The sequence below is a fragment of the Teredinibacter haidensis genome, from assembly GCF_014211975.1.
GTDB classification, from domain to species: domain Bacteria; phylum Pseudomonadota; class Gammaproteobacteria; order Pseudomonadales; family Cellvibrionaceae; genus Teredinibacter; species Teredinibacter haidensis.
The window spans coordinates 2844460-2869567 of sequence record NZ_CP060084.1; the positions used below are offsets into that span (position 1 = coordinate 2844460).

General features: G+C 47.8%; 26 protein-coding genes. 15 read left to right on the top strand and 11 right to left on the bottom strand.

Annotation, left to right across the window (positions count from 1 at the left end):
• The first annotated feature begins 45 nt into the window (after positions 1-45).
• From hisI to tatC, 5 genes are read left to right on the top strand one after another with little or no spacing between them, the layout of a single operon-like run.
• Positions 46-438, top strand: a complete 393-nt coding sequence (gene hisI, locus H5715_RS11240; RefSeq protein ID WP_075187637.1) for a phosphoribosyl-AMP cyclohydrolase — start codon at positions 46-48, stop codon at positions 436-438.
• The gene (locus H5715_RS11245; protein WP_075187638.1) at positions 435-767 is read left to right on the top strand and encodes a phosphoribosyl-ATP diphosphatase; all 333 of its coding nucleotides are present in this window, start codon (positions 435-437) and stop codon (positions 765-767) included. Before hisI ends, H5715_RS11245 begins: the two co-directional genes overlap by 4 nt.
• A gap of 35 nt (positions 768-802) precedes the next feature.
• Positions 803-1078, top strand: a complete 276-nt coding sequence (gene tatA / locus H5715_RS11250) for a twin-arginine translocase TatA/TatE family subunit (RefSeq protein ID WP_075187639.1) — start codon at positions 803-805, stop codon at positions 1076-1078.
• Positions 1079-1123: 45 nt separating this feature from the next.
• The gene (gene tatB, locus H5715_RS11255; protein WP_075187640.1) at positions 1124-1546 is read left to right on the top strand and encodes a Sec-independent protein translocase protein TatB; all 423 of its coding nucleotides are present in this window, start codon (positions 1124-1126) and stop codon (positions 1544-1546) included.
• Entirely contained in the window at positions 1543-2304 is a 762-nt protein-coding gene (tatC, locus tag H5715_RS11260; RefSeq protein ID WP_075187641.1) for a twin-arginine translocase subunit TatC, read from the top strand. The genes tatB and tatC overlap by 4 nt, the downstream gene beginning before the upstream one ends.
• A 13-nt stretch (positions 2305-2317) precedes the next feature.
• Here the strand turns inward: tatC and H5715_RS11265 are convergent, their stop codons facing one another.
• Positions 2318-2905 (bottom strand): DNA-3-methyladenine glycosylase I, encoded by a 588-nt coding sequence (locus H5715_RS11265; RefSeq protein ID WP_075187642.1) that lies wholly within the window; start codon positions 2903-2905, stop codon positions 2318-2320.
• A gap of 131 nt (positions 2906-3036) precedes the next feature.
• Here H5715_RS11265 and pip point away from each other — a divergent pair, with 131 nt between their 5' ends.
• A complete protein-coding gene (pip, locus tag H5715_RS11270) occupies positions 3037-4008 on the top strand; it encodes a prolyl aminopeptidase (protein ID WP_075187643.1) in 972 nt (323 codons plus the stop codon).
• A 94-nt stretch (positions 4009-4102) separates the two neighbouring features.
• Here pip and H5715_RS11275 read toward each other — a convergent pair whose 3' ends face one another.
• From H5715_RS11275 to H5715_RS11290, 4 genes are read right to left on the bottom strand one after another with little or no spacing between them, the layout of a single operon-like run.
• Positions 4103-5392: an ATP-binding protein gene (locus H5715_RS11275; protein ID WP_075187644.1), complete on the bottom strand. Its 1290-nt coding sequence runs from the start codon at positions 5390-5392 to the stop codon at positions 4103-4105.
• A 9-nt stretch (positions 5393-5401) separates the two neighbouring features.
• The gene (locus H5715_RS11280) at positions 5402-6091 is read right to left on the bottom strand and encodes a response regulator (protein ID WP_075187645.1); all 690 of its coding nucleotides are present in this window, start codon (positions 6089-6091) and stop codon (positions 5402-5404) included.
• A complete protein-coding gene (locus H5715_RS11285) occupies positions 6091-6513 on the bottom strand; it encodes a DUF3019 domain-containing protein (RefSeq protein WP_083608225.1) in 423 nt (140 codons plus the stop codon). The genes H5715_RS11280 and H5715_RS11285 overlap by 1 nt, the downstream gene beginning before the upstream one ends.
• A 46-nt stretch (positions 6514-6559) precedes the next feature.
• Complete coding sequence (locus H5715_RS11290) at positions 6560-7600, bottom strand: MipA/OmpV family protein (RefSeq protein ID WP_075187646.1); 1041 nt, start codon at positions 7598-7600, stop codon at positions 6560-6562.
• Positions 7601-7841: 241 nt separating this feature from the next.
• On the opposite strand from H5715_RS11290, the gene dtd reads away from it, so the two are divergent.
• The 4 genes from dtd (at position 7842) to H5715_RS11310 (ending at position 10900) form a co-directional block, all read left to right on the top strand.
• A complete protein-coding gene (gene dtd, locus H5715_RS11295) occupies positions 7842-8279 on the top strand; it encodes a D-aminoacyl-tRNA deacylase (protein ID WP_075187647.1) in 438 nt (145 codons plus the stop codon).
• 296 nt (positions 8280-8575) lie between these two features.
• On the top strand, positions 8576-9298 hold the full coding sequence (locus H5715_RS11300; RefSeq protein WP_075187648.1) for a 5-oxoprolinase subunit PxpA: 723 nt from the start codon (positions 8576-8578) through the stop codon (positions 9296-9298).
• Complete coding sequence (locus tag H5715_RS11305; protein WP_075187649.1) at positions 9298-10026, top strand: 5-oxoprolinase subunit B family protein; 729 nt, start codon at positions 9298-9300, stop codon at positions 10024-10026. Before H5715_RS11300 ends, H5715_RS11305 begins: the two co-directional genes overlap by 1 nt.
• Positions 10016-10900 carry a 5-oxoprolinase subunit C family protein gene (locus H5715_RS11310; RefSeq protein ID WP_075187650.1) on the top strand — a complete coding sequence of 295 codons (885 nt, stop codon included), beginning with the start codon at positions 10016-10018 and terminating at the stop codon, positions 10898-10900. Before H5715_RS11305 ends, H5715_RS11310 begins: the two co-directional genes overlap by 11 nt.
• Here the strand turns inward: H5715_RS11310 and H5715_RS11315 are convergent.
• Both H5715_RS11315 and H5715_RS11320 read right to left on the bottom strand, forming a co-directional pair.
• Positions 10897-13131, bottom strand: a complete 2235-nt coding sequence (locus tag H5715_RS11315; RefSeq protein ID WP_075187651.1) for a GGDEF/EAL domain-containing response regulator — start codon at positions 13129-13131, stop codon at positions 10897-10899. The two genes, H5715_RS11310 and H5715_RS11315, sit on opposite strands and share 4 nt — an antisense overlap.
• Positions 13121-14758, bottom strand: a complete 1638-nt coding sequence (locus H5715_RS11320; RefSeq protein WP_185906521.1) for a sensor histidine kinase — start codon at positions 14756-14758, stop codon at positions 13121-13123. Before H5715_RS11320 ends, H5715_RS11315 begins: the two co-directional genes overlap by 11 nt.
• Before the next feature lie 267 nt (positions 14759-15025).
• Between H5715_RS11320 and H5715_RS11325 the strand changes: the two genes are divergently transcribed.
• Both H5715_RS11325 and H5715_RS11330 read left to right on the top strand, forming a co-directional pair.
• Entirely contained in the window at positions 15026-15790 is a 765-nt protein-coding gene (locus tag H5715_RS11325) for a GDSL-type esterase/lipase family protein (RefSeq protein WP_083608226.1), read from the top strand.
• A 105-nt stretch (positions 15791-15895) separates the two neighbouring features.
• Positions 15896-16918, top strand: coding sequence for an SGNH/GDSL hydrolase family protein (locus tag H5715_RS11330; RefSeq protein WP_175574332.1), 1023 nt, complete (start codon positions 15896-15898; stop codon positions 16916-16918).
• A 37-nt stretch (positions 16919-16955) separates the two neighbouring features.
• Here the strand turns inward: H5715_RS11330 and H5715_RS11335 are convergent, their stop codons facing one another.
• Positions 16956-19136: a glycoside hydrolase family 3 N-terminal domain-containing protein gene (locus tag H5715_RS11335; RefSeq protein ID WP_075187653.1), complete on the bottom strand. Its 2181-nt coding sequence runs from the start codon at positions 19134-19136 to the stop codon at positions 16956-16958.
• 94 nt (positions 19137-19230) lie between these two features.
• Here H5715_RS11335 and H5715_RS11340 point away from each other — a divergent pair, with 94 nt between their 5' ends.
• From H5715_RS11340 to H5715_RS11350, 3 genes are all read left to right on the top strand, one after another.
• Positions 19231-19506 (top strand): glutaredoxin family protein, encoded by a 276-nt coding sequence (locus H5715_RS11340; protein ID WP_246434519.1) that lies wholly within the window; start codon positions 19231-19233, stop codon positions 19504-19506.
• A gap of 199 nt (positions 19507-19705) precedes the next feature.
• Positions 19706-20239, top strand: coding sequence for a glycoside hydrolase family 108 protein (locus H5715_RS11345; protein ID WP_075187655.1), 534 nt, complete (start codon positions 19706-19708; stop codon positions 20237-20239).
• Positions 20240-20241: 2 nt separating this feature from the next.
• Positions 20242-20745 carry a hypothetical protein gene (locus tag H5715_RS11350; RefSeq protein WP_075187656.1) on the top strand — a complete coding sequence of 168 codons (504 nt, stop codon included), beginning with the start codon at positions 20242-20244 and terminating at the stop codon, positions 20743-20745.
• A gap of 80 nt (positions 20746-20825) precedes the next feature.
• Here the strand turns inward: H5715_RS11350 and H5715_RS11355 are convergent, their stop codons facing one another.
• The 3 genes from H5715_RS11355 to pnp form a co-directional block, all read right to left on the bottom strand.
• Positions 20826-21746 (bottom strand): hypothetical protein, encoded by a 921-nt coding sequence (locus H5715_RS11355; protein WP_139309918.1) that lies wholly within the window; start codon positions 21744-21746, stop codon positions 20826-20828.
• Between the two features lie 125 nt (positions 21747-21871).
• Positions 21872-22681, bottom strand: coding sequence for a MipA/OmpV family protein (locus H5715_RS11360; RefSeq protein ID WP_075187658.1), 810 nt, complete (start codon positions 22679-22681; stop codon positions 21872-21874).
• Between the two features lie 76 nt (positions 22682-22757).
• Positions 22758-24896 carry a polyribonucleotide nucleotidyltransferase gene (gene pnp / locus H5715_RS11365; protein ID WP_075187659.1) on the bottom strand — a complete coding sequence of 713 codons (2139 nt, stop codon included), beginning with the start codon at positions 24894-24896 and terminating at the stop codon, positions 22758-22760.
• Between the last annotated feature and the right edge of the window lie 212 nt (positions 24897-25108).

Consider the following 25108-nt stretch of genomic DNA (forward strand, 5'->3'; position numbering starts at 1 on the left):
CTCGCCCTAAACCCGGTATGCTTACCCTTTTTTAAAGAGCCCCCCATGACAGACAGCCAAGCATTTCTCGATGACATCACCTGGACAACAGAGGGGCTGGTACCGGCCATTGCGCAGGATGCCGCTACGGGAGAAATATTGATGATGGCCTGGATGAACCGAGAAGCCCTGGCGCTTACCGCAGAAAATGGCGTTGCCGTATACTGGTCGCGCTCGCGAAAAAAATTATGGCGCAAAGGTGAAAGTTCTGGCCATACGCAAAAGGTAAAAGAAGTTAAACTCGACTGTGACGCAGATGTTATTATTCTTGTCATCGAGCAACTGGGCGGTATCGCCTGCCATACGGGCCGACGTTCGTGTTTTTACCGAACACTAAAAGATGGTCAGTGGCAAGAAAACTCCGCTGTTATTAAAGACCCTAAAGAGATTTATTCATGAGCGACGTATTAGCTGCACTCGACAATGTACTGGCGGAGCGGAAAGCACAAGCCAACCCAGAAGCGTCCTATGTCGCTCAACTACACTACAAAGGGCTGAATAAAATTCTGGAAAAGGTCGGAGAGGAATGTACAGAAACCCTGATCGCCGCAAAAGATGTTGCCACCGATGGCACAACCGATAAACTGGTTTACGAAACTGCCGATTTATGGTTTCACTCCATGGTTATGCTCTCTCACCTCGGTGTCGGCTCATCCGATGTACTTAAAGAACTGGCCCGTCGTTTCGATCTCTCCGGGCTAGAAGAAAAAGCCAGCAGAGCTGGTTAACCCATTCATTAAACGATAAACACAGGTAACCTGTTATGGGCTTAGGTGGCATTAGCATTTGGCAACTTCTGATTGTTCTTGTAATTGTACTTTTACTGTTTGGCACCAAGCGGCTGCGCGGTCTTGGTGGCGACTTGGGTGGCGCTATCAAAGGCTTTAAAAAGGCCGTCAGCGACGACGACAAACAGGATGCGGATGCGGATGCGGATGCGGATGCGGATGCGAAAAAAGTAGAAACGAACGATTCCACTGTCAACGAAACCAAAACCAGAGAAAAACCCGAGAAAACTGAGAAGACCGAGAGCAAATAGAGTAGCGGCTTGTCAAAACGAGCCTAATGCACAGAGTTAATAGATATGTTCGATATGGGTTTTCTGGAAATCATGGTGATCGTCGTTATTGGGCTGGTGGTAATAGGCCCGGAGCGCCTGCCCGGTGCCATAAAAACTTGTGCCATCTGGATAAGTGTCGTACGCCGCAATATTACCGCTGCCCGCACAGAATTTGAAAAGCAGATTGGGGCCGATGATATTCGCCGCGAAATTCATAACGAGCAGGTATTGTCCTCGTTGCGAGCGGCCAAGGCAAAAAAAGACGAGCTGCAACAACAAATCCTTGGCGACCAACAAGCTCAGTCACCAGCAACAGGGGACGCTGGCGCTACCGTAGAGCATTCTGAAGGCGAAACCGCACCAACAACGGGGGAAGCTGGCGCAATGGCAGAGAGCTCCCAAGACGACACCGAACCAAGAGCGGATAAAAAAACCTCGAATATATGAGTTTATCAAAAGAAGAAACACTTCAAGAGCAACCGATGGTGCAGCATTTAATCGAGCTGCGCTCCCGTCTGATACGTTGCTTCCTGGCCATATTTATTGTGTTTCTGGCGCTGTTCAGCTTTGCCAATAATATTTATGAGTTTGTCGCCCAACCGCTACAAGAGCTACTGCCGGAAAATAGCCATATGATTGCCACAGAAGTGGCATCACCCTTTTTAACCCCATTTAAACTTACCCTTTTCGCCGCATTTTTCATCAGTATTCCGTTTGTTTTTTATCAGATTTGGGCATTTATAGCCCCCGCACTCTATAAAAACGAAAGGAAGTTGGCGCTACCACTACTTACCTCCAGCATTATACTTTTTTATGCGGGAATGGCGTTCGCCTACTATGTCGTTTTTCCACTCGTATTCGGTTTCTTTACTGTTATCGGCCCAGAAAGCGTTGCCGTAATGACGGATATCAGCAAATATCAGGCCTTTGTAATAAAACTGTTTTTCGCTTTTGGCGCTGCATTTGAAATTCCCGTCGCCACGATATTACTGATAACATCAGGGATACTGTCCCCCGCTCAGCTCGCTAACAAACGCCCCTATGTTGTTGTCGGCTGTTTCGTTATTGGCATGTTACTAACCCCTCCCGATATTATTTCCCAGGCACTGCTAGCCTTCCCCATGTGGTGCCTTTTTGAACTCGGCATTTTCTTTGGGCGCTTCTTTACACCCGAAAAAAACACTGATTCATCAGCCGAATCCTAGCTTGCGTCGTCAGTCACTTACATTTAGCCAGCTTCGCGCATTTTTTGTGGCAGTGGCAGTCAACCATGTGGTCATTTACCATTCCTACGGCCTGCATAAACGCATACACAATCGTCGGCCCGACAAAATTAAACCCTGCTTTTTTTAACGCCTTACTCATCTGTTCTGCGGCAAGAGTTGTCGTAGGAATCTCCGCCATGGACAGCCACTGATTATTCAGGGGCTGTCCGTCGACAAATTGCCAAAGAAATTCAGAAAAGCTCTGTTCACCTTGCATAAGTTTTAGATAGGCCCGTGCATTTTGGCGAGCGCTGTTAATCTTTAAGCGGTTACGAACAATTCCGGGATCCAGCCGTAACCGTTCAAGCTTTTTATCGGTATAACGCGCCATTTTTTCGGGGTCAAATTGGTCGAATGCCCGGCGATACCCCTCCCGTTTACGCAGTATTGTAATCCATGACAATCCCGCTTGGGCGCCATCCAATATCAGCTTTTCAAACAGCTCACGACTATCTCGAATGGGGACGCCCCACTCATTGTCATGATAATCTACATACAGGGGGTCATCCCCACACCAACCACAACGCTTTACTTGCACCACTGTGACTCACCTCGTTTATTTCCTACGGATTGCGCATACAAAATCGCACGAACGGACTAGAATGAAAAGGAGCCTGCAAAAGATGGAACATGCTGGCTAGTCATTTAAGGATAAAAACAACAGGGGCCGTTATGCAAATTCTGTTTCCGGAAATAAAACCTTACGCTCGCCACAACTTGGCTGTGGATGATACTCACACTCTCTACCTTGAAGAGTGCGGCTCGCGTGATGGAATTCCGGTTCTCTTTGTGCACGGTGGCCCCGGCGCTGGCTGCAGCACCCAGGATCGGCGATTTTTCGACCCAGAAAGATACCGCATTATCCTCTTCGATCAACGTGGTGCCGGACGCTCTCAGCCTCACGCAGAGCTGGAAAATAATACCACTCAGCATTTAGTGTCGGATATAGAAGCTATTCGCGAATATCTCAATATTGACCAATGGGTGCTTTTTGGTGGATCCTGGGGCTCAACTCTTAGCTTACTCTATGCTCAATCCTACCCCGAGAAAGTTCTGGGCTTGGTACTGAGGGGGGTTTTCTTATGTCGAGAAAAAGACCTCACCTGGTTTTACCAACAGGGCGCGGATCGAATTTTCCCCGATTACTGGAAAGACTTCGTCCACCCCATCCCTGAAGCTGAACGCGGCAATATGATCGAAGCTTTCTACAGAAAGCTGACCGCCAGCAATGAAATTGCCAAAATGGCAGCAGCCAAAGCCTGGTCTATCTGGGAGGGCCGGTGCGCAACATTGCGACCAAACCCCGAAGTGGTAAACAGTTTTGCCGACCCGCACCTCGCCTTGTCATTGGCGAGAATTGAGGCTCATTACTTTATTCATCAGGCCTTTATTCAGCCCAACCAGATTCTCGAAAATATGGCCCGCCTGGAAAAAATCCCCGGTATCATTATTCATGGCCGCTACGATATGGTATGCCCGCTGGACAATGCTGTGGAAGTGCACCGATTATGGGAAGAAGCCGAACTTCATATTATTCGCGATGCGGGCCACTCGTCGCGAGAACCCAGTATTGTCGATGCCCTGGTAAAAGCCACCAACGATATGTCTCTGCGACTTTCGGGAGATGGGGATCACACATCTTAACGGACTAGCAGCTTTACTGAAAATATAAGCCGGGCGGGGCCATCAATCCATTTTAACGCCGCATTGACAACGCAGATAGCTTTTCAACAACCTGCTAGGGCAACTTATAGGGTTGCGGCCAACGCAGCTCAAAACGCGCACCGCCCCACTTCGACTCGGATACTTTGGCGCTGCCGTTATGCCACTCCATAATACGACTGACAATAGAGAGGCCCAACCCAAAGCCACTTTTGTCAAAATTAGTATTCATTCGTAAACGTACAAACGAATTGAAGATGCGCAAACGATCTTCTTCCGGCACGCCAGGGCCGTCATCATCAACAAAAACAATATAGTCTTTTTCGTCTGCATCTAGCGTAATGCGAATTTTTGAATGGGTGTAGCGCTGCGCATTAGAAACAATATTGTGTAGCGCCCTCTCCATTAAATACCATTCGCAGAAGACCTCCTGCTCACCCATTTTATTTCGCATTTCATGTTTAATGGCTGCCGCTTGACGACCGCAACTTTTCACAACATCACGAACGAGCGCACCGTAATCGCCAGGCTGTAGATTTAATTTGGTCACCCCTTGCTCGAAGCCAGCATAGGTAAGCAGCCCATTAATCAAGCCCTCCATTTCACCTACATCTTCGCGAATGCTTGCCAACTTTCTCCCCTGCACAACACGATCCTCAATATCGGCAGCCATTTCTATCGCAAATTTCATTCGCGCCAAAGGGGTACGTAGCTCGTGGGAAACCGCATAAGTCATTTCTTTATGCGTACCAATGAGTTCTCGTATACGCTCTGCCATTCGGTTGAATGACTGGGCAAGCTCATAAACTGTTGAGTGGGCGCCAATATTTACCTGAGATGGTACGCCGTCTTTACCCAAGCGCTGAGTTTGCCTTTGCAACAAACGCAAATCTTTGGATAGCGGCCAAACCCAGAAGAAAATAACTAACGCAATGGACAGATAAAAAATAACCAGGAGCAACAAATAGAAAAAGTCTCCTCTACCGCTATTGATTTCCTGGCGAATACTCACAATTTGATCACTGGCGCGCAGTCGTTTGTAGCTTACTAAAGTTGTTTCACTTTCACTTAGGGTAACAATATCCCCCAAAAGGATCTGCTGCCCCAAACCAGAACCGGCAAATTCATCGGTACGAAAAAGCTCGAATTTGAGTTCCGCCGTGTCGGCAAATATTTTTACCCGCTCCTGGTATTTCTCCTGTGGAACAGATTCAAGCTCACTTTCCAGCAACCGGAAGAGACCGCCTACATAGCTATTAACTTCCGGTTCTGAGTGGTAGGCCTGCCATAACTTATCAACGCCCCAACCAATACCAACAATGGAAAATACAATTAAAAAATACAGTGAGGCGAATGCACGATTCATAAAAAGGGGTTACCAGGCATCTGCGACAAAAAGATAACCTCTTCCCCAAACAGTTTTTAACCGTGAAGGATCATCAGAGCTATCACCCAATTTTTTTCGTAATTGCGAAACTCGCACATCAATGGTTCTATCCATACCATCATAGGGACGGCCATAAATAATATTAAACAGGTATTCCCGGCTCAGTACTTTTCCCGGCTGTTTCGCAAAAGTTAGCAACATATCAAATTCATGACTAGATAGGGCCACGATATCCCCACCGAGCTTGACCTCTCTGGAGGCCACAAAAATACCTAAAGCACCGAAGTGTATTTCCGCTTGTTCCTTTTCTTCTGGCTGCTGATAGCGACGTAACAGCGCACGAATACGCGCCAATAATACGCGTGGTTCTGCAGGCTTTATCACATAATCATCCGCGCCGTATTCCAAACCTGCCACCTGATCGGCATCGGAGTCTCGAGCCGTTAACATTAAAATAGGGCCATCGTAGCGCGGACGAATTTCTTTACAAATGGTTAAACCATCCTTCCCCGGAAGCATTACATCCAGAATAACAATATCCGGAGTTAAAGATTGCACCGCCCTCGGTACGGTGTGCCCAACCTCTTCAATAACGACCTGGAAACCATGACCTTCCAAATAGTCTTTTACAAGCTCTGCTAACCGCTTGTCGTCTTCAGCCAGTAATACCAAACTCATCAGAAAAAACTCCAGGGGTTTCGACGACCACGCCGATATTTTTTCTTATCGCGCATGACTTTGAATTCCGTTCTCGCTATTACGATTAGCTCATCTTCTGAGTCTCGCAGCTCAAACGCAATCGATTCATTGACAGAAATAGGTAAATCGACCTCACCAGTATTTACGTCCTGCCAACACTTAAGAATAAATCCATCTGCCGCTCGGTAAAGGCACAATGAGCGCTGTTGATCTGTCTTCCAGGTAATCTGTACAAACTCTTCGCACCGTTCCACCTGTTCATTCAACACACAGATTCTGGGCATGACGGAAAGCTCGGCAGAAATATTCGCCTCTTGAGAAAATGCGCTAACAGCCATGCACGACAAACAACTCAAAAACAATAACGGTAATACGGCCATTGCTTTTGTCCATTGTCCCATTGCCCCCCCATTAAACACCAGGCAACGATATTGGCTAATAACGAGGTTAAAAATGATAGACCGCTCCGAAATAAAGGGTTAAGACCGTATCTTCGTCTAGCAGAGGGCTGCGCTTAATTCCGGAAGCCAACCAGCGTTGATGGACGGTGGCCTGCCAGGACCAGTTTCCCGACATCCGCCGCCGCCAATCCAAGCGAATAAATGGAGAGATACCCGAGGAAGTCTTGTACGCCAAAATGGGGTCATCCACTTCCCCTTCTTCAATACCGTAGTAGTACTGCAGCAACTCCTGACTCTGCCAGGAAAAACCAGCGGCAAGCTCAAGACTCGCCTTAGCGATACGTGTTGATCTTGCAATAGCGGCCCTAACTTCCTGGCCATCGTGGACAGAGGAGACATCCTGGAGTAATTGTACACTGGCATCCCAGTGCGCGTTGTAGAAGGCATACTCAAACCCGGCTAAACCGGCTGTATCACGACTGTGCAGCAGGTCGATATCTGGGGGTTCGCGCCATTCCGGCGCTTTGGGGTTTATAGAAGGCGAGGCTACCGTGGGCTCAGGTTCGGGAGTTGGCACCTCATCTAGGATGAAATCCTCTCCATCTAACTGATATTCATCAGCTTTAAACGTGTCATTGGTAGACCCCAATATCGGGCCAGAGTCCAAAACCAACTCACCTAAATTGCGGCTCTTAAAGTAGATTTGATCAAAACCAATGGTTACGACGGCATTAACTTGATGCTCGCCCGAATTAAAAAAGGTATAACCAGCCGAATAGCCGTCAATAAAAAACCGATCACCGTAATAACGAACAGAAGGGAGTATAAAAAGAGGTAAATCATCGCCATCGATCAAAGGATTACTGCGCAGTCCAGCTCCCAACGCAATACTAAACTCCCACTCACCAACGGCGACGCAATCGGAACCGTCCTTTTCACAGCTATCACTCTCTGCCTGTACCATTGGAGCGGCAACAAGCCCACCCGCAATGATGGCTGTACGCATTACCGTGGCAATCGAACATTTAGCACGGGTTATCCAGCACAATTTTTCCACGGCAATAGCGCGTTTCCAATATAAATCCATAGGGCTTTCCAAATGCACAGTCAAACTATCTTGCTCTATTCACTTACCCGTAAAAACAAGGTCTCACAGATAAAAACATCGGCCATTATAGGTTTGATTATGCGCCAAGATTGCAATGAATTGTAACTCAAGCTGAGTAGAACACCTACTCTACAAGGAATCGCTCAGATCTCACTTTAACACGGTAGATGCTAAAATTTGGTATTCTGCACGTCAACAAAAAAGACAGATTCTAACCACAATGAAACTTCTAATTCAAAGAGTCAGCCACGCGTCCGTCGAGGTAAAAAGTGAAACACTGGGTACAATCGGCCAAGGCATATTGGCTTTTGTCGGTATCGAAAAGCACGACACCCCAGAGCTGCTGTTTAAAATGGCCAACCGGCTGTTAGCCTACCGTGTATTTCCCGATGCGGAAGGCAAAATGAACCTCAGCCTAAAGGAGACTTACGGTGAGCTATTGGTTATCTCCCAGTTCACCCTGGCTGCCGATACCCGTAAAGGTCTAAGGCCCAGTTTTTCGAGTGCTGCGGTACCCGAACAGGCACAAGCCCTTTTCGACCAGTTTGTGAATTATTTAAAAAAGGTCCACCCAATCGTAGAAACCGGCCAATTCGCAGCGGATATGAAAGTCACTCTACTTAACGACGGGCCAGTTACCTTTTTACTTGAAATGTAAATCGGCTGCGCCATCTGCTAGACTCCGAGAACCACATTAAACTGAGAAAATAGCGAGAGAAAGCACGCAGAAAATCAAAATAAATGGATTCGCTATCTGCAATCTTTTTGATGTTTGGTTTAGCACTGCGTGCAACTATATATTTAAAACAAATTATTCATGGGGGCAGATAAGCCTGCACCGTTACCCCTACCTGGCTTCTACGGTTTTCGCTACCGAGTAATGCGCATAAGAATCGCTTTATTTGATCGTTAAGAGCCGGAGATTCAATTTTTTAAGTGTATGAGTGGCTTACTATGAAACTTAATTGCGATCTCGGAGAAGGGCTGGACCAAGTCGACGCGCTGATAATGCCGCATATTCATATGGCCAATATCGCCTGTGGAGGCCATGCAGGAGATGAACTCTCGATGAAGCGTTGCATTTCTCTGGCTCTGAATTACGGAGTTAGCATCGGCGCGCATCCAGGCTACGAAGACAGAGCCAATATGGGGCGGAAATCCATCGCCCAAAGTAAAGGGGCGCTGCAACAAAGCTTTCTGAAACAGGTCGATCAACTTCAGGAGATCTGTATTGAGTTGGGCACCACCATTCGCCACATCAAACCTCACGGCGCGCTCTACAACGATATGATGCGAGACCCGGACATTATGCATACCATCGTAGAAAGCTGTGCAGAGCATTACCCTACCCTGCCACTGGTTATTCAAGCTACACTGCTCAACGACAATAACACGGAAATTGCACAACAATATTCTCACTATCTTATGTACGAGGGCTTTGCCGACCGGCGCTATACCTTTGAGGGCTATCTCGTATCGCGCACACACCCAAATGCACTTCTAGAAACCACAGAGGCCATTATTGAACAGGCCGAGAATCTCAGCCACAAAGGCGGTGTTTATGCCGAAAACGGCGAGTGGCTTCCCCTGAGTATCGATACACTCTGTGTACACAGTGATACTCCTAGAGCTGTGGACGCCCTATTAGCCATCAGCCAACGCTTTTACCAAAGCTAATGTCGCAGCCGTTTCCCCATATTGAAAGGCTAAACGAAAATAGCCTTATTATTTATTTCGCCCTCACTCCCGGCAACGCGATCACCCGCCAGATACGCTTTTATTGGCAAAGCATTGAGAAAAACCTGGGTCACCTGCTGAGCAATAGCGTACCAGCCAATACCAGCCTACTATTGGAGTTTGATGATACACAAACTGATTTTCGATCAGTTCGCGTGCAGGTTGAGCGTCTGCTGCAGTTACCTTTCCAACAGAATGCCGTCGATGAAAAACTGTATACGAACCACCACATAATACCGGTTCTCTATCACCAGGATGTTGCTCCTGACCTGGAATCCGTGGCTCAACTTCACGGTATAACCATTAATGAACTGGTGAAGTTTCATTGCAACAGAAGCTACACCGTATTTTCTGTGGGTTTTGTTCCCGGCTTCGCTTATATGGGCGACGTAGCGTCTCAAATTGCCACCCCCAGACAAACAAGCCCTCGCACAGAAGTCGCCGGTGGCAGTGTGGGCATTGCCGAACAGCAAACCGGGATTTATCCACGCTCTTCACCGGGAGGCTGGAATATTATTGGCCGCACCCCCATCACCGTTCTACAGCCGTTGAATAACAGCAACGCCGAACCCGAATCGTCATGCCTTTTTAAAACCGGCGATCAGGTTTCTTTTACCTCCATCGATAAAACAGAATTCAACCGCTTAAGCACAGCCAATGACCAATAACACTGAGCAAAAAGCCCTCGCCACCTTGAATAAAACCGGATCTCTCTGCTTACTGGTCGATCGAGGGCGACGTCGTTGCCAGCATTTTGGCTTATGCAGTGGCGGTGCCGTCGATGCCTACGCTTGGCATTGGGCCAATAAACTTATCGACAATAACCCCAACTCGGCAACACTGGAAATCACCCTCGGACCATGTGACATTACCTTTAGCCATGCTACGCGCATAGCCCTCTGTGGGGCAGAGGCAAACGCCACGCTATCGGGTCGCGCTCTACCGCCCTGGAGCAGTACACGAGTCGCTGCAGGGGATAAGCTTAGTGTTAAACAGGCAAAAAGCGGATTGCGAGCGTATCTCGCCATCGAGGGAGGCTTTACCAATAGCGGGCTTTTTGGCAGTTGTGAACCATTAAAGGAAAACGGGCAACCGCGCTCTCTGCTGGCCGGGGACCAATTCGAGTACCCAATACACACCCGACAAAAACAGCTTAATCGCAGCGCCCATTGGCAGGCAATTCCAAGCTACACCGAAGAACTAATTCTTCATCTACACCCCTGTTACCAATTCGAGTTCTTTAGTGAAACCAGTATAGATAACCTCTTAAACAACTTATTTAGCATCGGCGCTAACAGTAACCGCATGGGCTACAGGCTAGAGGGTAAGCCTACGGTATGGGACAAACAGGGTATTATGTCGGAGGGCATTGCTTTTGGCAGTGTGCAGATTCCGCCGGATGGCCAGCCCATTGTATTGCTGAATGACAGGCAAACCATTGGAGGCTACCCCAAAATTGGTTGCGTCCATGCCGCAGATTGCTACTCCTTGGCCCAGCGAAGGCCTGGCCAGAAAGTGCGCTTTCAGATTAAACCAATTTAGTGCTCACGCTCCTTAAGCCATAGGTGTAACTTATCGGCGGACATCGGTCGGGCAAAATAGAAGCCCTGTACCTCATCGCATTCAAGTGATTTTAAGAAATCCACCTGTTCTTTGGTTTCGGCACCTTCGGCAATCACTTTCTTATTGAGCTTGCGCCCCAAATGAACAATCAACTCAACAATATCGCGACTGTGCTGATCTTCAAACGCCTGTACAAACGACTGATCTATTTTCAGCCGATCAATCGGAATTTTCTGCAGCTGGCTGAGCGAAGAAAAACCCGTCCCAAAATCGTCAAGCGACAACTGGAAACCCAGAGTCTTTATTTCATTGAGCATTTTGTTGTTGTAGCAGGCATCATCCATAGCAATAGACTCAGTGACTTCGAGATCCACCATTTCGGGCTTTACTTCGGTTTCCGCCAGCACACGCTTTAACGTTTGAATCATTGCAGGATGCTGTAATTGAGCAACGGATAAATTCACGCTCATATGAATATCATGCCAGCCATGATGATCCAGTACATGCAATTCCATCAGCGCTGTACGTAAAATCCACTCCCCCAAACGCACAATCAACCCGGACTGTTCCGCAAGAGGAATAAAGTGTCCTGGAGGCACAAACTCACCACCTTCCACTGGCCACCGCAACAGCGCTTCAACACCTAATACTCGCTCAGTTTTCAAGCACAGTTTCGGCTGATAATGGAGAATCAGACGTTCCATATCAAACGCTGTACGTAAATTTTTCAGTAGCTCCAAGCGATCTTTTGCCTGCTCGACCATAACGCTGTCGAAGCGACACATATCCCCCCGATTGCGGGTTTTCGCTTGCTTTAATACGATACTCGCATCTTTAACCGCTTCAGAAGCACCACCATCAACCTTTTCCAGTGGCACCATACCGGCAGTAACAGAAATCATCTGTTCTTCACCGGAAATATCAAACGGCGTGGAAAAGGGCTCCAAAATATTGTCAGCTTTTAAGTACGTATCCTTTGCAAATACAGCAAATGTATCTCCCGCTATACGCGCCACAACACAAGGCTCCGGGAAATATTTCCGCATGCGCTTGGCCACCGCCTGCAACAATCTGTCGCCGTATTTCTGCCCCAGGGACGCATTGATTTCAGCAAAATTATCAATATCGGCAATTGCCAACAGATAGCCGGAGGGGGATTGGCTTTCAAGCGTCTGTTCAATACTTTTTATGAGAGCATTACGGTTGGGCAGACCAACCAATTCATCGATATAGGCAGAGTCACTCAACTGCTCCAGCAAGGTTAAGTTGTCTGCACAAATGGAAATATTGGTACAGAACAGCTCGAGAAGACTTTGATCAATTTCGTCTAGCTGCGTCGCACTAGAGACATAACAGCTCATATCCCCCCGGGCATTGCTGCCCAGATAAAGCGCCAAGCCATATTGATCATACACATTTGAACGCGTATCCAAACTGGATTCCAATAGAGTCCTGGCATGCACCTCTTCCAGATCGGCCAGTGGACGATCGATAAGATTGCAATATTGCCCTGCTGCCGCAATAATTTCCGGCTGACCCTCTCGTCGCTTATCGTTGCGACGAACACAAATCAAACCTTCGGGAGGAACACTCAGCAAACCCGACAAATGAATGATCACGCCTTGGGCAAACGCATGTAAACCGTTTTTGTTGAGCAGATCCGCACTGGATCGCACGATCATATCCAGCCCTTTTTTTCCGGCTTCGATCATACGGATCTGTTTGTAGGAACGAACTGCCGTTGTCAGGGCTGCATAGAGTTTGCTCTGCGTGAGTTCGGATTTTAATTTGTAATCGTTAATATCGTAATCACGGATAACTTCAATTTCAGGAGCTTGGTTGGGTTGACCAGTTCTTAATATAATCCGTGAATCCGTTACGTTAAGCTCCTCACGAATCACCGCGACAAGGTCGAGACCAGCGTTAGGCGTTTCCATCACTACATCCAACATGATGACGGCAATATCCTTGTACTTTTTCAGGATTTCGATTGTCTCTCTGGCCGATTTGGCATGTAGAAATTCAATTTTCCGCCCCAGAATACGAGTATTCCGCAATGCAAACGTCGTCGCCGTATGCACGTCCTGCTCGTCATCTGTAATCAGAATTCGCCATACGCTGGATTTTACTTTTGGAGCTTCCGATTCGCTGCTGGGCTTATCGTCCAAAAATTCCATCATTTCACTGCTATTATCATTATCATTCGCCATGAACGGCTTCACCTTGTTCAAGTTCATATGTGCCAACTCTGCTTACAGGTGCATCTAGGGGAATAGCTATAGTAAAACACGTTCCCTTGTCGAGTTTCGATTCAACTTCGATCGCCCCCCCCAAAACACCCGTAACAATATTGTGCACGATGTGCATTCCCAATCCATTGCCACCTTCCCCCAGTTTAGTTGTGAAGAAGGGGTCAAAAATTTTCTTTAAATTTTCTTCTCGAATACCGTGGCCATCGTCCTGAATAACCATGCAAACGCCCTCTTGTCCTGCAACAGTAGTCAATTCACACGTAATATCAATCGTACCGTGATCGCAGCCGCTAAAAGCATGGATCAGTGCATTGTTCATCAAATTGGTGATTACCTGGCCCAGGGGGCCCGGGTAGCTATCCATCATCACATCGCCGGAAACCTTGATATTAATCTTGTAGGGTGTGTGCTTGAATAGCGGCGACATGGTCATCTTAGTTTCTGCCAGCACTTCAGCCAGCTTAAACTGCCGCTGCTGGGCGCTGGTTCGATCCACCGCAACTTGCTTAAAACCACTGACCAGTTCCGAGGCACGCTCCAGACTTGCCACCACCAAGTGAGATCCTTCCTGCATGTCAGCGAGGTAATTCTCCAAGTCTGACCGCGTGATCCCCTCTTTAAACTGCCGCTGAATGTGGCGGGTCGCATCAAAGAGGGAAGACGCAACCGTTAAGCCGTTACCCAACGGCGTGTTCAACTCATGTGCAACACCGGCCACGAGCGCTCCCAACGCCGCAAGTTTTTCAGATTGAACCAGATTCCCTTGGGCCTGCTGTAGCTTGTCCAGCGTGCCCTTCAATTCTTTATTAAGGTCAACCAACTCTGTCGTCCGCTCTTTAACGCGATCTTCCAGCGTGGTGAAGGACTGCTCGAGAGAACCCCTCATTATTTCAAGCTGACCAGAGAGTCGACCGAACTCATCCTTATTCATGGTGGGGATGGCGGTTTTCAAATCCCCTCCGGCAATGCCTACCGCAGCCCGCGCCAATAAAACCAGAGGCCTAACCACACGTAAACGCAGAAAGTAACTCAAGACTCCCAGTGAGAAAATCAGCTGAAAAATGATGATTGTAAACAATAGTTGGGAATCGGCTGCCGCCCGCTGACGAGCGGCTTTCAAACTGTAAGCTAAGCTCACCGATCCGAGCTTCTCACCTTCAAAGGTAATTTCACGCACGATGGACAAGCTCTCATCAGCGAGAATAGGCTCCTCGTTTTCGTACTTCAGAAAAGTTTCGTCATCAATACCCTGAACAATAATGCGCAGTACCGAAGGATCAATTCTCACCGTATCCAGCAGTGGCTCACCAAGAGATGGAGCCACATTCCACAAGGGCATCGTCATACCGGCCTGGAGCAGATCAGCATAGTTGCCTGCCGCTGCACGGCTCTCATGTTCGATGGTTCGCTCATAGTTTTCGTAAATCAGAAAACCGCCCGTGATAACGGCAGGAGCCGCAATGGAGAGAAAAACCACCACAATGAGAAAGGTCTGTAAACTTGCTCGCCCACCACGAGAGTAATTAGCTGCCGACTTAGACTCGTTATTATCGGTAGATTGCTCAGCTAATACATCGCTACCCATAGTTTTCTCTCATAAGTACTGCAAGCCAAATCGTTGATTGAGGTAGTATTACAGCCAATAGGCTACGCAAATATTTTTAACTATAGTTCATCTAATACAGACAGAAATAAGCAAGTTAACGGCAACCCTCAAAGCATATAACTACTTATTCGGAATACGAATATAAAATCCCAGTATTTTACTTAATATTGATATAAGTTATCATTCGCTTCGTCACTTTTGACGTAGTGTTCCACCAATTCTACTGACGATGAAGAGGCTAACCTAATGCGCTACACACAATTATCACTTTTGTCCCGATTTTTTGTTATCGGCCTGTTCTGGGGAGTAACGAGCTGTGCATCCGTTGAAAATCAAAAGGCCGTCAATACCGCCATTGAAGCCGCCCCTCGGTCAACAGAATTTGAGTGGATGTCCCTGGAAACATGGCACGCAAAGCATCAATCAAATCTGGAGCGAGCCAAAACCAATAACGTCGATCTGCTATTCCTTGGAGACTCCATTACCGAGGGCTGGTTCTGGGGTGATAATAAAAAAATATTTGACAAAACCTTCGGAAATTACCGCACTGCGAACTTTGGCATTGGCGGTGATCAAACCCAGCACTTGCTCTGGCGTTTACAGCATGGAGAGAGCGGTAATCTGAACCCCAAGCTGGTGGTAATGATGATTGGCGTTAACAATTTTGGGCACAGTCAACACAGCGCTGAACAGGTCGCCGAAGGTGTAACGGCTGTTGTGAGCCAAGTAAAAAAATCGTTTGGCAACAGTAAAATTCTACTGATGGGCGTCTATCCTTTTGACGAAAAAGCCACCAGCGAAAACCGTGTTGTGGTTGCCAGAACCAACCAGCTACTAGCTGACCTTAACGACGATCAAACCGTGTTTTACTACGATTTCGGCAAGTTGTTTCTTGATGATCGAGGTAATATTCCTCAAACTATCATGAATGATTTCCTTCACCCCAGCCATCAGGGCTACCAGCGACTATCTGAAAGACTGGGTCCGGTCGTTCAACAATTCATGCAATAAGGAATCATGAGCCTTTTTTTACATAACCGGCCATTAAATATATTAATGCTTTTGTTAAGCCTGTGCGTAGGCTTAACAAGTTGTATACATTCAGAAAAACACGCTATGCCTACCGATTTAACGCCTCCAACCGATGCCAATATTCAGCAACTCGGCCGCATGCAGATAGATAAGTACGGCAGTGCTACATTCGGCTACCCCGGTACCGGTTTTCGCTTTCGTACCACCAGTACGGAAGTCAGTGCCACACTGAAAAGTACCGGTGAAGAAAGCTATATGGCCGTGCGTGTAGACGGTGGCCAGCCGGCTAGAATCAAACTCCCCACCGATAAACAGGAAATAACGATTTTTTCTCAGGAGAGCTCTCAACCACGAGAAATAGAGTTTATCTACCATTCGGAAACCTGGCAGGGGATCGTAAGTCTTTACGGTTTTCGGCTGGCAGACGGGAGGCTCTTAACCGCCGCCGCCCGCCCGGAAAAACGTCTCTTGGTCGTTGGCGATTCCGTTACCTGCGGCGCAGGTGCAAACAGGGATGGTAATGAGGACTGCGGCATGAACAACCGCTGGTGGAACGCCCACAAATCCTACGGCTGGCTTACTGGCGAAGCACTGGACGCACAGGTTCAACTGGTATGTTACGGCGGCCGCGGCTTGATACGTAGCTGGAATGGCGCCAGAGATGAACTGAATGCACCGGATTATTACCAACTCACTATCGCCGAAAACAACGCCGAAAAATGGCAGCAATCACGCTTTCCCGCCGATCTCATTGTCGTTTCCTTGGGGACCAATGATTTCAGCCTGGGCATTGGCGCGTTGCCAACGGAAGAAGAGTTTGCTCCAGCCTATGTAAGCTTCGTACAAACCCTTCTGCAAGATCACCCCAAAGCAGATATCATTCTCACCGATGGCGCCATCGTCAACGATAACGATCCCGAGCGCCCCCAACGAACCGTTTTGCGCAGCTACTTGCAACAAACGAGAAAGCTTGTGGACAGTGAACGCGTGCATGTGTTTAATGCCAGTCACTTTCCCGGTGACAGTTGTGACGCTCACCCCACGGGGCCACAGCATAAAATGATGAGTGAAGAGCTGGTTGCGTTTATTAGGCGGGAATTAAACTGATAATTCGATTTCTCCACCCTTCGAGCCTGCCAACAGCTCAGACACTTTTAATGCTTATACGCTGCAAATCTTCATCCTTGCTACTTTTACCGACCATTAATTCAATTTCACCGAAGTAAACCTGTTTATCCAACGGTTTATCCCAGATTAGAAAATCACTTTGGTTTAAAGTGAATTCAACGTGTTCCGCCCCACCGATGGCAATCGTTACACGCCTGAATTTGATCAAACGTTTTACTGGCGTCGTAACGCCGGGGATACATAAACGACAGTAGAGCTGAACGATTTCAACCGCTGCCCAGTCGCTGCTATTTTTTAAACCAATGGACACAACTACAGGCTGCCCCGGCGCCAAGATATCGCTGTCTACTGCCACTTCGGAATACTGTACCTGACCGTAGCTAATGCCTTCACCAAAGGCCAGTAGAGGCGTCTCGGGCATATCGATATAGCTGGGAGAACCATCGAAATGGGGCGATATGGGCGCATGCCAGCCAGGGGCTTGATTATAATAAACTGGCAACTGACCCACATGGCGAGGAAAACTAATCGGCAAACGACCGCAGGGATTGATCTCGCCAAATAAGCACTGTTTTATAGCCTCGCCACCTTTTGCGCCGGGATTAAAAGCAATTAATACCGCAGCGGAGTTCTCCATTACATCATTAATGCAATGGGGCTTACTCATAACTAAAATACTGATAACAGGCGTTCCCGTTTTCTGTAAATGTTCAAAAACGGCGCTTTGATTCCCGGGCAATTCCAAATCGGCCCGATCATGGAATTCACCATTCTGCTTTAAAGCATCACCCGCGCAAAACAAAACGACATCAGCTTCGCTCGCTGCTTCTGTCAGCGCCTCGGATGGATCTCTTTCGCAATAGGGTCCACATTCCTCAACTCCCAAGTAGGACAGTTGAATGCCCTCCTGCTCACAGTAAGACGCCAGTGCCGCCTTAAGCGTTACGGTATCTGCTCGGTGGGTTTCCTTATCCGTATAGGCTGCCATGCCAGGAATGAAGGACCAGTCGCCGAGCTGATTGAGCACATTGTCTGCATTATCACCGGCCAGCAAGATTTTTTTCAGTTTCTCCGTCAACGGCAAGGCGCCATTATTCTTCACCAACGTCAGCGATTGCTGTGACGCACCTAAAGCCTTGTCCCAACGTCGGGTATCAGCCAGCAAAGCGCGCCGGTCTGGCGCCGATAATTCTTCGAACAAGCCCAACTCAAATTTCAGGGTGAGTATCCGGCGCACACTCTGGTCAATACGCTCTTCGCTAACGCGCCCCTCCTGTACCAGGGCCAGCGCACACTCAAAAAACTCCGGTGTCGACATAAAAACATCATTGCTGGCTTCCAGACACAGCGCCACGGCTTCTTTGATATCGGTTGCTGCCCGCTGGAGGGTAACCATCTGCCCGCAGTTATTCCAGTCGGTAACGACTACGCCTTGGTATTGCCATTCATCCCGCAAGATCGTATTCATCAACCAGGTGTTGGCTGAACAGGGAATACCATTGAGCGCCTGGTAACCCGCCATAAAGGTTTTACAGCCACTTTTTGCCACGCGCTCGAAAGGCGGCAGAAAAACATTGCGCATCTGACGCTCGGAGATATGAGCGTCGGAGGAATCGCGGCCACCACTGGTCTCACCGTAAGCCGCATAATGTTTTGCACAGGCAGCCAGTGGGTACTCAGCCGTTTGGTAGCCATGAACCAGCGCGTCAGCTAATTCGGCAATTAGCAATGGATCCTCACCAAAGGTTTCGCTAGTGCGCCCCCAGCGCGGATCACGGCCAATACAGAGCACAGGTGAAAAGGTCCAGTGCAAATGACTGGCTCGGGCCTCGTTCGCAGTTATACGCCCCATTTCGGTTAACAAGCCTGTATTCCAGGTACAGGCCATTGCAAGCTGCACGGGGAAAACCGTTGTCTCATCCTCCAGGCAGTGACCGTGAATGGCGTCGATACCAAAAATCAGGGGAATCTTCAACCGCGAACGCTGTGCGTTAATCCGCTGCAAACGAGTAACATCCTCACCAACGGCATGCAGAAAGGAACCCAGATGGTAGCGCTCAATAAAGCTCTCATGCTCCTCTTCCAGAGCCGCTAATTGCATCATTTGCCCCAATTTTTCCTCAAGGGTCATCAGGGATAGCAGGTCGGCAACGCGATCCTCAGTTGGCAATGAGGCTTCTAAGTATCGATTATTCATAGATATTCATTATTGAAGTATTAGTCAGCAGAGAGTTTAACGGATTTATAACTGGCTATATAATCCTTTGAATGCCATATGATTGGAGATGTATATGACAAACCCCAACAGTTTTACCCTCGACAATGTAACCCTCTACCATCGACCTTCGTGCGGTTATTGTATGCGCGTACACTTGGCGCTAAAGACAATGAAGATCAATATTGCCAACGCTAACGTATCCCGCGATGACCACGCCCGAAAAGAGCTGTCTCAGAAGGGCGGCAAATCACAAGTACCCGCGCTGCGCATCACTCACAGTAACGGTAAAGAGGAGTGGATGTACGAATCGCTCGACATTATCGATTACCTGCAAAAGCAAGCCGGTTAAAAAATACCGCTCGCCAAATAAAACCAGATAAGGACACTCGCTCCTTATCGCGACCTATCCTATCTTCCACAATATTCACGGTATTGTCATATTGGCGCCCGACACTGTGGCGCTGACGACTTATTGTTTGCTAAGTTTCACTGAAGACCTCCAGCAGCAACGGATTAACTCAAAACTATTCATAAAAAAGGAGTTCCCGATGGCAAATTTTGATCAGGCATTCAAAATAACCATGAAAGCAGAAGGGGGATATATTAACGACCCAGACGACCCAGGAGGTGAAACCTATAAAGGTATTGCCCGCAGCCGAAACCCCAAATGGCCGGGTTGGATTAATATCGACCTACTCAAGAATAAAAATAACTTCCCAAAAAATCTCGATAGCGACGCAGACCTCGAGGAAAAAGTTAAGGCACTTTACGAAGCCAATTACTGGGACAAGGTGCAGGGAGATCATATTGGCGATCAGGATATTGCTGAATCTATCTTCGACTTCGCTGTAAATGCCGGCCCTCGGACCAGCGCCAAACTTGCCCAGATGTCCATTCAAACCACCCCAGACGGGGTCATTGGGCCCAAAACATTGGCGGCGATAAATGCAGACGATAAGCGCGCATTTTTAGCCACTTTTGCCTTAGCGAAAATTAGCCGTTATGTGAATATTTGCGAAAACCGAAAAACCAGTCGCAAATATTTCTATGGCTGGGTTAGACGCACACTGGAGGGAATGTAACCATGGCAAACTTTTTTACCACACTATTTAGCGCCGGAGCCAGCAATCTGGTTGATGCGGTTGGCGAAGCCATCGATAAAACCATTACGTCCGATGAAGAACGCAAAGAACTGGAAAACGAGCTGGCCAAAGCCTCGATGCACTACGACTTGGAAACCTCTAAACTGGGGCTTGAAGAAAGGAAAGCAGAACTGGTAGATACTGCCAGCGCACGTGAAAACCAAAGTCGAATACAGGAAAGCGTAAACGCCAGCTGGCTATCAAAAAACATTCACCCAATACTCGCCCTTGGCATTATTGGTTTAACTTTTTTTATGTACTTCTGGATTATTTATCGTGGCTGGGGGGCAATAGAAGGCACCGGCATGAAAGAAATTATTATCTATATTCTAGGCGCGTTAACGACGGTTTCGACTCAGGTTGCCGCCTTCTTCTTCGGTTCAAGCCAGGGCAGTAAAGACAAGCAAAAAGCGCTCTCAGACATTGCCAACCGCCTCCCCCGATAACGATTAAGGGCTCGCAAAGAAAAGGGAACAGTATTAAAATCATACTGCTCCCTTTATCAGCTTATTCACTGTAGACCATATTAAAAGGTGTTTTCAGGATCGAAAGGATCGAAAAGGTAGTGTTCATACTCAACGGAAAGATCTTTCAATGTCGGATTAGATAATTTAAAAATCCTTCGAGCGGGCAAATTGGCAAACTGTATGCTCTCTTTATAATGCTCCCGCCATAACGACAGTAAAGAGCCATCGTTATAGGCTATTTTTAAGCCCTTTTCAAAACGTTCAACAGCTAAAGTGTTTTTTTCGTTCGTAAAGAAAAAGCGCGGCAACGGGTAGTGAATTGCCATCGTTTTATCGTAAGCAAAGTTCTCTGTGTTTTTATTTGTATTCCACTCGTCCAGAAACTCATTTACGCCACGGCAAAATAAATCCAAACGGCCAATAGCCGTCATACGAAATAAGCTTTCGTAGAGCGCAACTTGTACCACATCAAAATTTTGACTACGCAAAACGTCAACATCGGCCCACCCTATACCAACACCGAAGCTCATTTCTTTTAAATCTGCGATTGATCTAATCTTTGCAACACGCTGAAGATTGGACTTTGCAGTAAAGCAAACCCTGTAACCCACAATCCCCAGGTCGACAGGAAAAGGAACATAACTGAGCCCGTAACCTTCATTCGCATAGCTCAACTTAATCATAAAATTCGGCAGCGTATTGCGCTGAGCCAGTAAGATGGCCCGCGAGAAATTCATCGCGGGGCTTGCAACCAGAGCATAAGGCCCGAATTCCGATTGGGTTTTTTCCAACGCCAAGTTTAAAAGCGCTGTGTCATAATCATACCGGGAATCAGCTACACTCTCCGAACTACGGTAGGTATAGATAGTAACTGCAGTCTTATCGCCCAAAGCAGGCACAGAGAGCGTGAAAGAGAATAACACACCGAAAAGTAAGGCAGTGTATCGAACTAGGCAGCTCTTAAGGTAATACCTAAACACGATGAGAGTCTCCCGGGCTTTGCTATACGATAAACAGAAGCATAGAAAGCATTTAGTGAATATAGCCAATAAAAAATTCGACATAAGACGGCAAAAAAGCTGATCAACCTTATCCATTCCACCAACTATTGTGTATCACTATTCCAGAAAAACCAGCCCACCGCAAAGGCTGTCGAAAAATAGTGGTTAGTCTCCACTAACGGGCTATCCTCAAATACGGCGCCCTCCATATAGTCGTAGCGAAGATTCCAGCCGTACCACATGTGCCCAGAACGTTTTTTCAAACTGAACTTAACGTAACTACCGCTAAACCCCGACTCGGCTTCGTAAGCAGGCCTATCATCAACAGCATATTGGGGAGCCACGCGATAGTAGTAATCGTGATAGTGATCAGAAGCCCATAAAAAACCCAAATCCACCTTGCCATTCCACCCCTGCCAGAGATCCGCTTTACGGTAGGTAAATTTTGGATTGGCGTTGTAGCCAATTTGTTTCATTTTCATGCCAGTAATATCAACGACAAATACCGAGCGTACGGGTAAGCGTAGTGCCCAACCTTCATCAAAATTACGGCCGGTTACATTAATATTTAACGACGGGCCAAACTCCACTGCTGTATCCAGCGGTGGCATTCCCTGCCGCCTCGGATTGTCTTCGCTGCCACCATTTAATGCAGCCTCAGCACTTATATTCAATTCCCAGTTCTCACCGTGAAAAAACCGCCCGCGAATCCCATCTTTATCGGCTTGAATACGTTCGCCACGATAAACAAGAATGGGGAAAGGCAACGCCTGAGTCTGGGTTTCGGTAGTTCCTCTATAGTCGTTGAGATGCTGCACGGCAAAACCTACCCCCAGTTCGGCCTTGGGCTGCCTTTCTGCCAGCACTTTTGAGGAGAAAAACACAAGCAACAAGGTAAACAACAAACGATTCACAACACTCTAATCCATTTTAAATTTGCAGAAAAAAGCCCGCAAAAGCGGGCCCTTAATTTATCGCGTAACGTTCGCCTTATTCGGCGTCGTTTGATTCGCCATCAACACCGTCTGATGCGTCCGCTTGAGGCTTAGGCAGCAGCTCTTTGATGGACAGCTTAATACGACCGCGCTGGTCAATGTCCATACATTTCACATCGACGTCCTGCCCCTCACTCAAGTAGTCAGTCACATTCTGCACTCGTTCATGGGCGATTTGAGAAATGTGCACCAAACCATCTTTACCGGGTAGGAAGTTAACGAACGCACCAAAGTCTACAATGCGTACTACCTTACCTTGGTAGGTCGCACCAATTTCAGCTTCTGCGGTAATTTCCTCAATACGAGCAATCGCACCGCTGAGGCTGTCGCCGTCGTCACCATAGATTTTAACGGTGCCATCATCGTTAATGTCGATGGTTGCGCCCGTTTCTTCCGTGATAGAACGAATGGTTGCACCGCCCTTGCCGATAATATCGCGGATTTTATCTGAATCAACCTTCATAGTGTGGAACTGAGGTGCGTTTTCAGACAGCTTAGCGCGAGGCGAAGCAATGACGGCATTCATTTCGCTGAGTATATGTAGACGAGCCTGCAGTGCCTGCTCCAGAGCAGTCTCCATAATCTCTTCGGTGATACCTTCGATTTTGATATCCATCTGCAAAGCAGTTACACCGTCAGCAGTACCGGCAACTTTAAAGTCCATATCACCCAAATGATCTTCATCACCGAGGATATCGGTAAGCACGCCATAACCGTTCTCTTCCTTCACCAACCCCATAGCGATACCGGCGACAGGCGATTTCAGAGGAACGCCCGCATCCATCAACGCTAGGCTAGAACCACAGACGGAAGCCATGGAGCTGGAACCATTGGATTCAGTAATTTCACTAACAACACGTATGGTGTAGGGGAATTCATCAGCGTTTGGCAACATGGCGGCAACACCGCGACGCGCCAAACGACCGTGACCAATTTCACGACGACCGGTGCCACCCATACGACCACACTCACCCACAGAGTAGGGAGGAAAGTTGTAGTGAAGCATAAAGCTATCTTTACGCTCCCCTTCCAGCGCATCAATTATTTGCGCATCGCGGGCAGAGCCCAGAGTAGCGACAACCAGAGCCTGGGTCTCACCACGGGTAAACAGCGCAGAACCGTGAACCTTAGGCAGTACGCCCACCTCTACCTGCAATGGACGTACCGTTTTACTGTCACGACCATCAATACGAGGCTCACCAGCAACAACACGGCTGCGAACAATTTGCTTTTCTATCTTGCCGAACAACTTCTTAACATCGTCAGCATCAACACCACTTTCTTCGCTAACCAGCTCTGCAACTGCTTGAGTACGCAACTCAGACAAACGGTCATATCGCTTTTTCTTGTCAGTAATACGGTAGGCAACGCCGATAGATTCTTCAAAATCGCGGCTGATAGCGGCTTTCAATTCTTCGTTTTCTGCCGGGGCTGTCCATTCCCAGCGCTCTTTGCCCGCGTCCCGAACCAGTTCACCAACAGCCTGAACAACAGATTGCATCTCCTGGTGAGCGTAGAGTACGGCACCCAGCATAATATCTTCTGGCAGTTCATTTGCCTCGGACTCAACCATCAACACCGCATCTTTGGTGCCGGCTACAACCATGTCAAGCTCTGACTCTTTCAGCGCAGAATAGGTTGGATTGAGAATGTAACCGTCGGTCTGGCTATAGCCAACACGAGCCGCACCAATGGGGCCGTTAAACGGAATACCGGAAATCGCCAGCGCTGCAGACGTACCGATCAACGCTGCGATATCAGGATCAACATTCTTTTCGGCAGAAACAACCGTACACACAACCTGAACTTCATTCAGGTAACCATTGGGAAACAGTGGCCGAATAGGGCGGTCGATCAGGCGGGAAGTAAGCGTTTCTTTTTCAGAAGGACGTGCTTCGCGTCGGAAGAAGCCACCAGGGATCTTACCTGCGGCATAGGTTTTTTCTTGATAGTGTACCGACAGAGGGAAAAAGTCCTGACCAGCTTTGGCTTCTTTCGAGCCAACAACTGTACAGAGTACACTGGTTTCACCCATGCTAACCAGCACTGCGCCAGTTGCCTGACGAGCAACTCGGCCCGTTTCCAGAGTGACGGTATCGTTACCATATTGGAATTTTTTAATTACCGGATTCATTTCTTATCCTTTGTGTTTTAAGCGCCCCATTGCGCTTTTCTTTTCATTTATCTTCATATTCGAAAACCGCCTAGTGGCAGTTTCAGGTTCACCCATTCCCGATTACAACCCTAAAGAAAAGACCATCGAAAACAGAGAAATTAATTATAGAGGAGAGCGAATAGGAGAGTCTGGAGAGAAAAATAAAAGTGCCCGCACAAGGCGGGCACTTT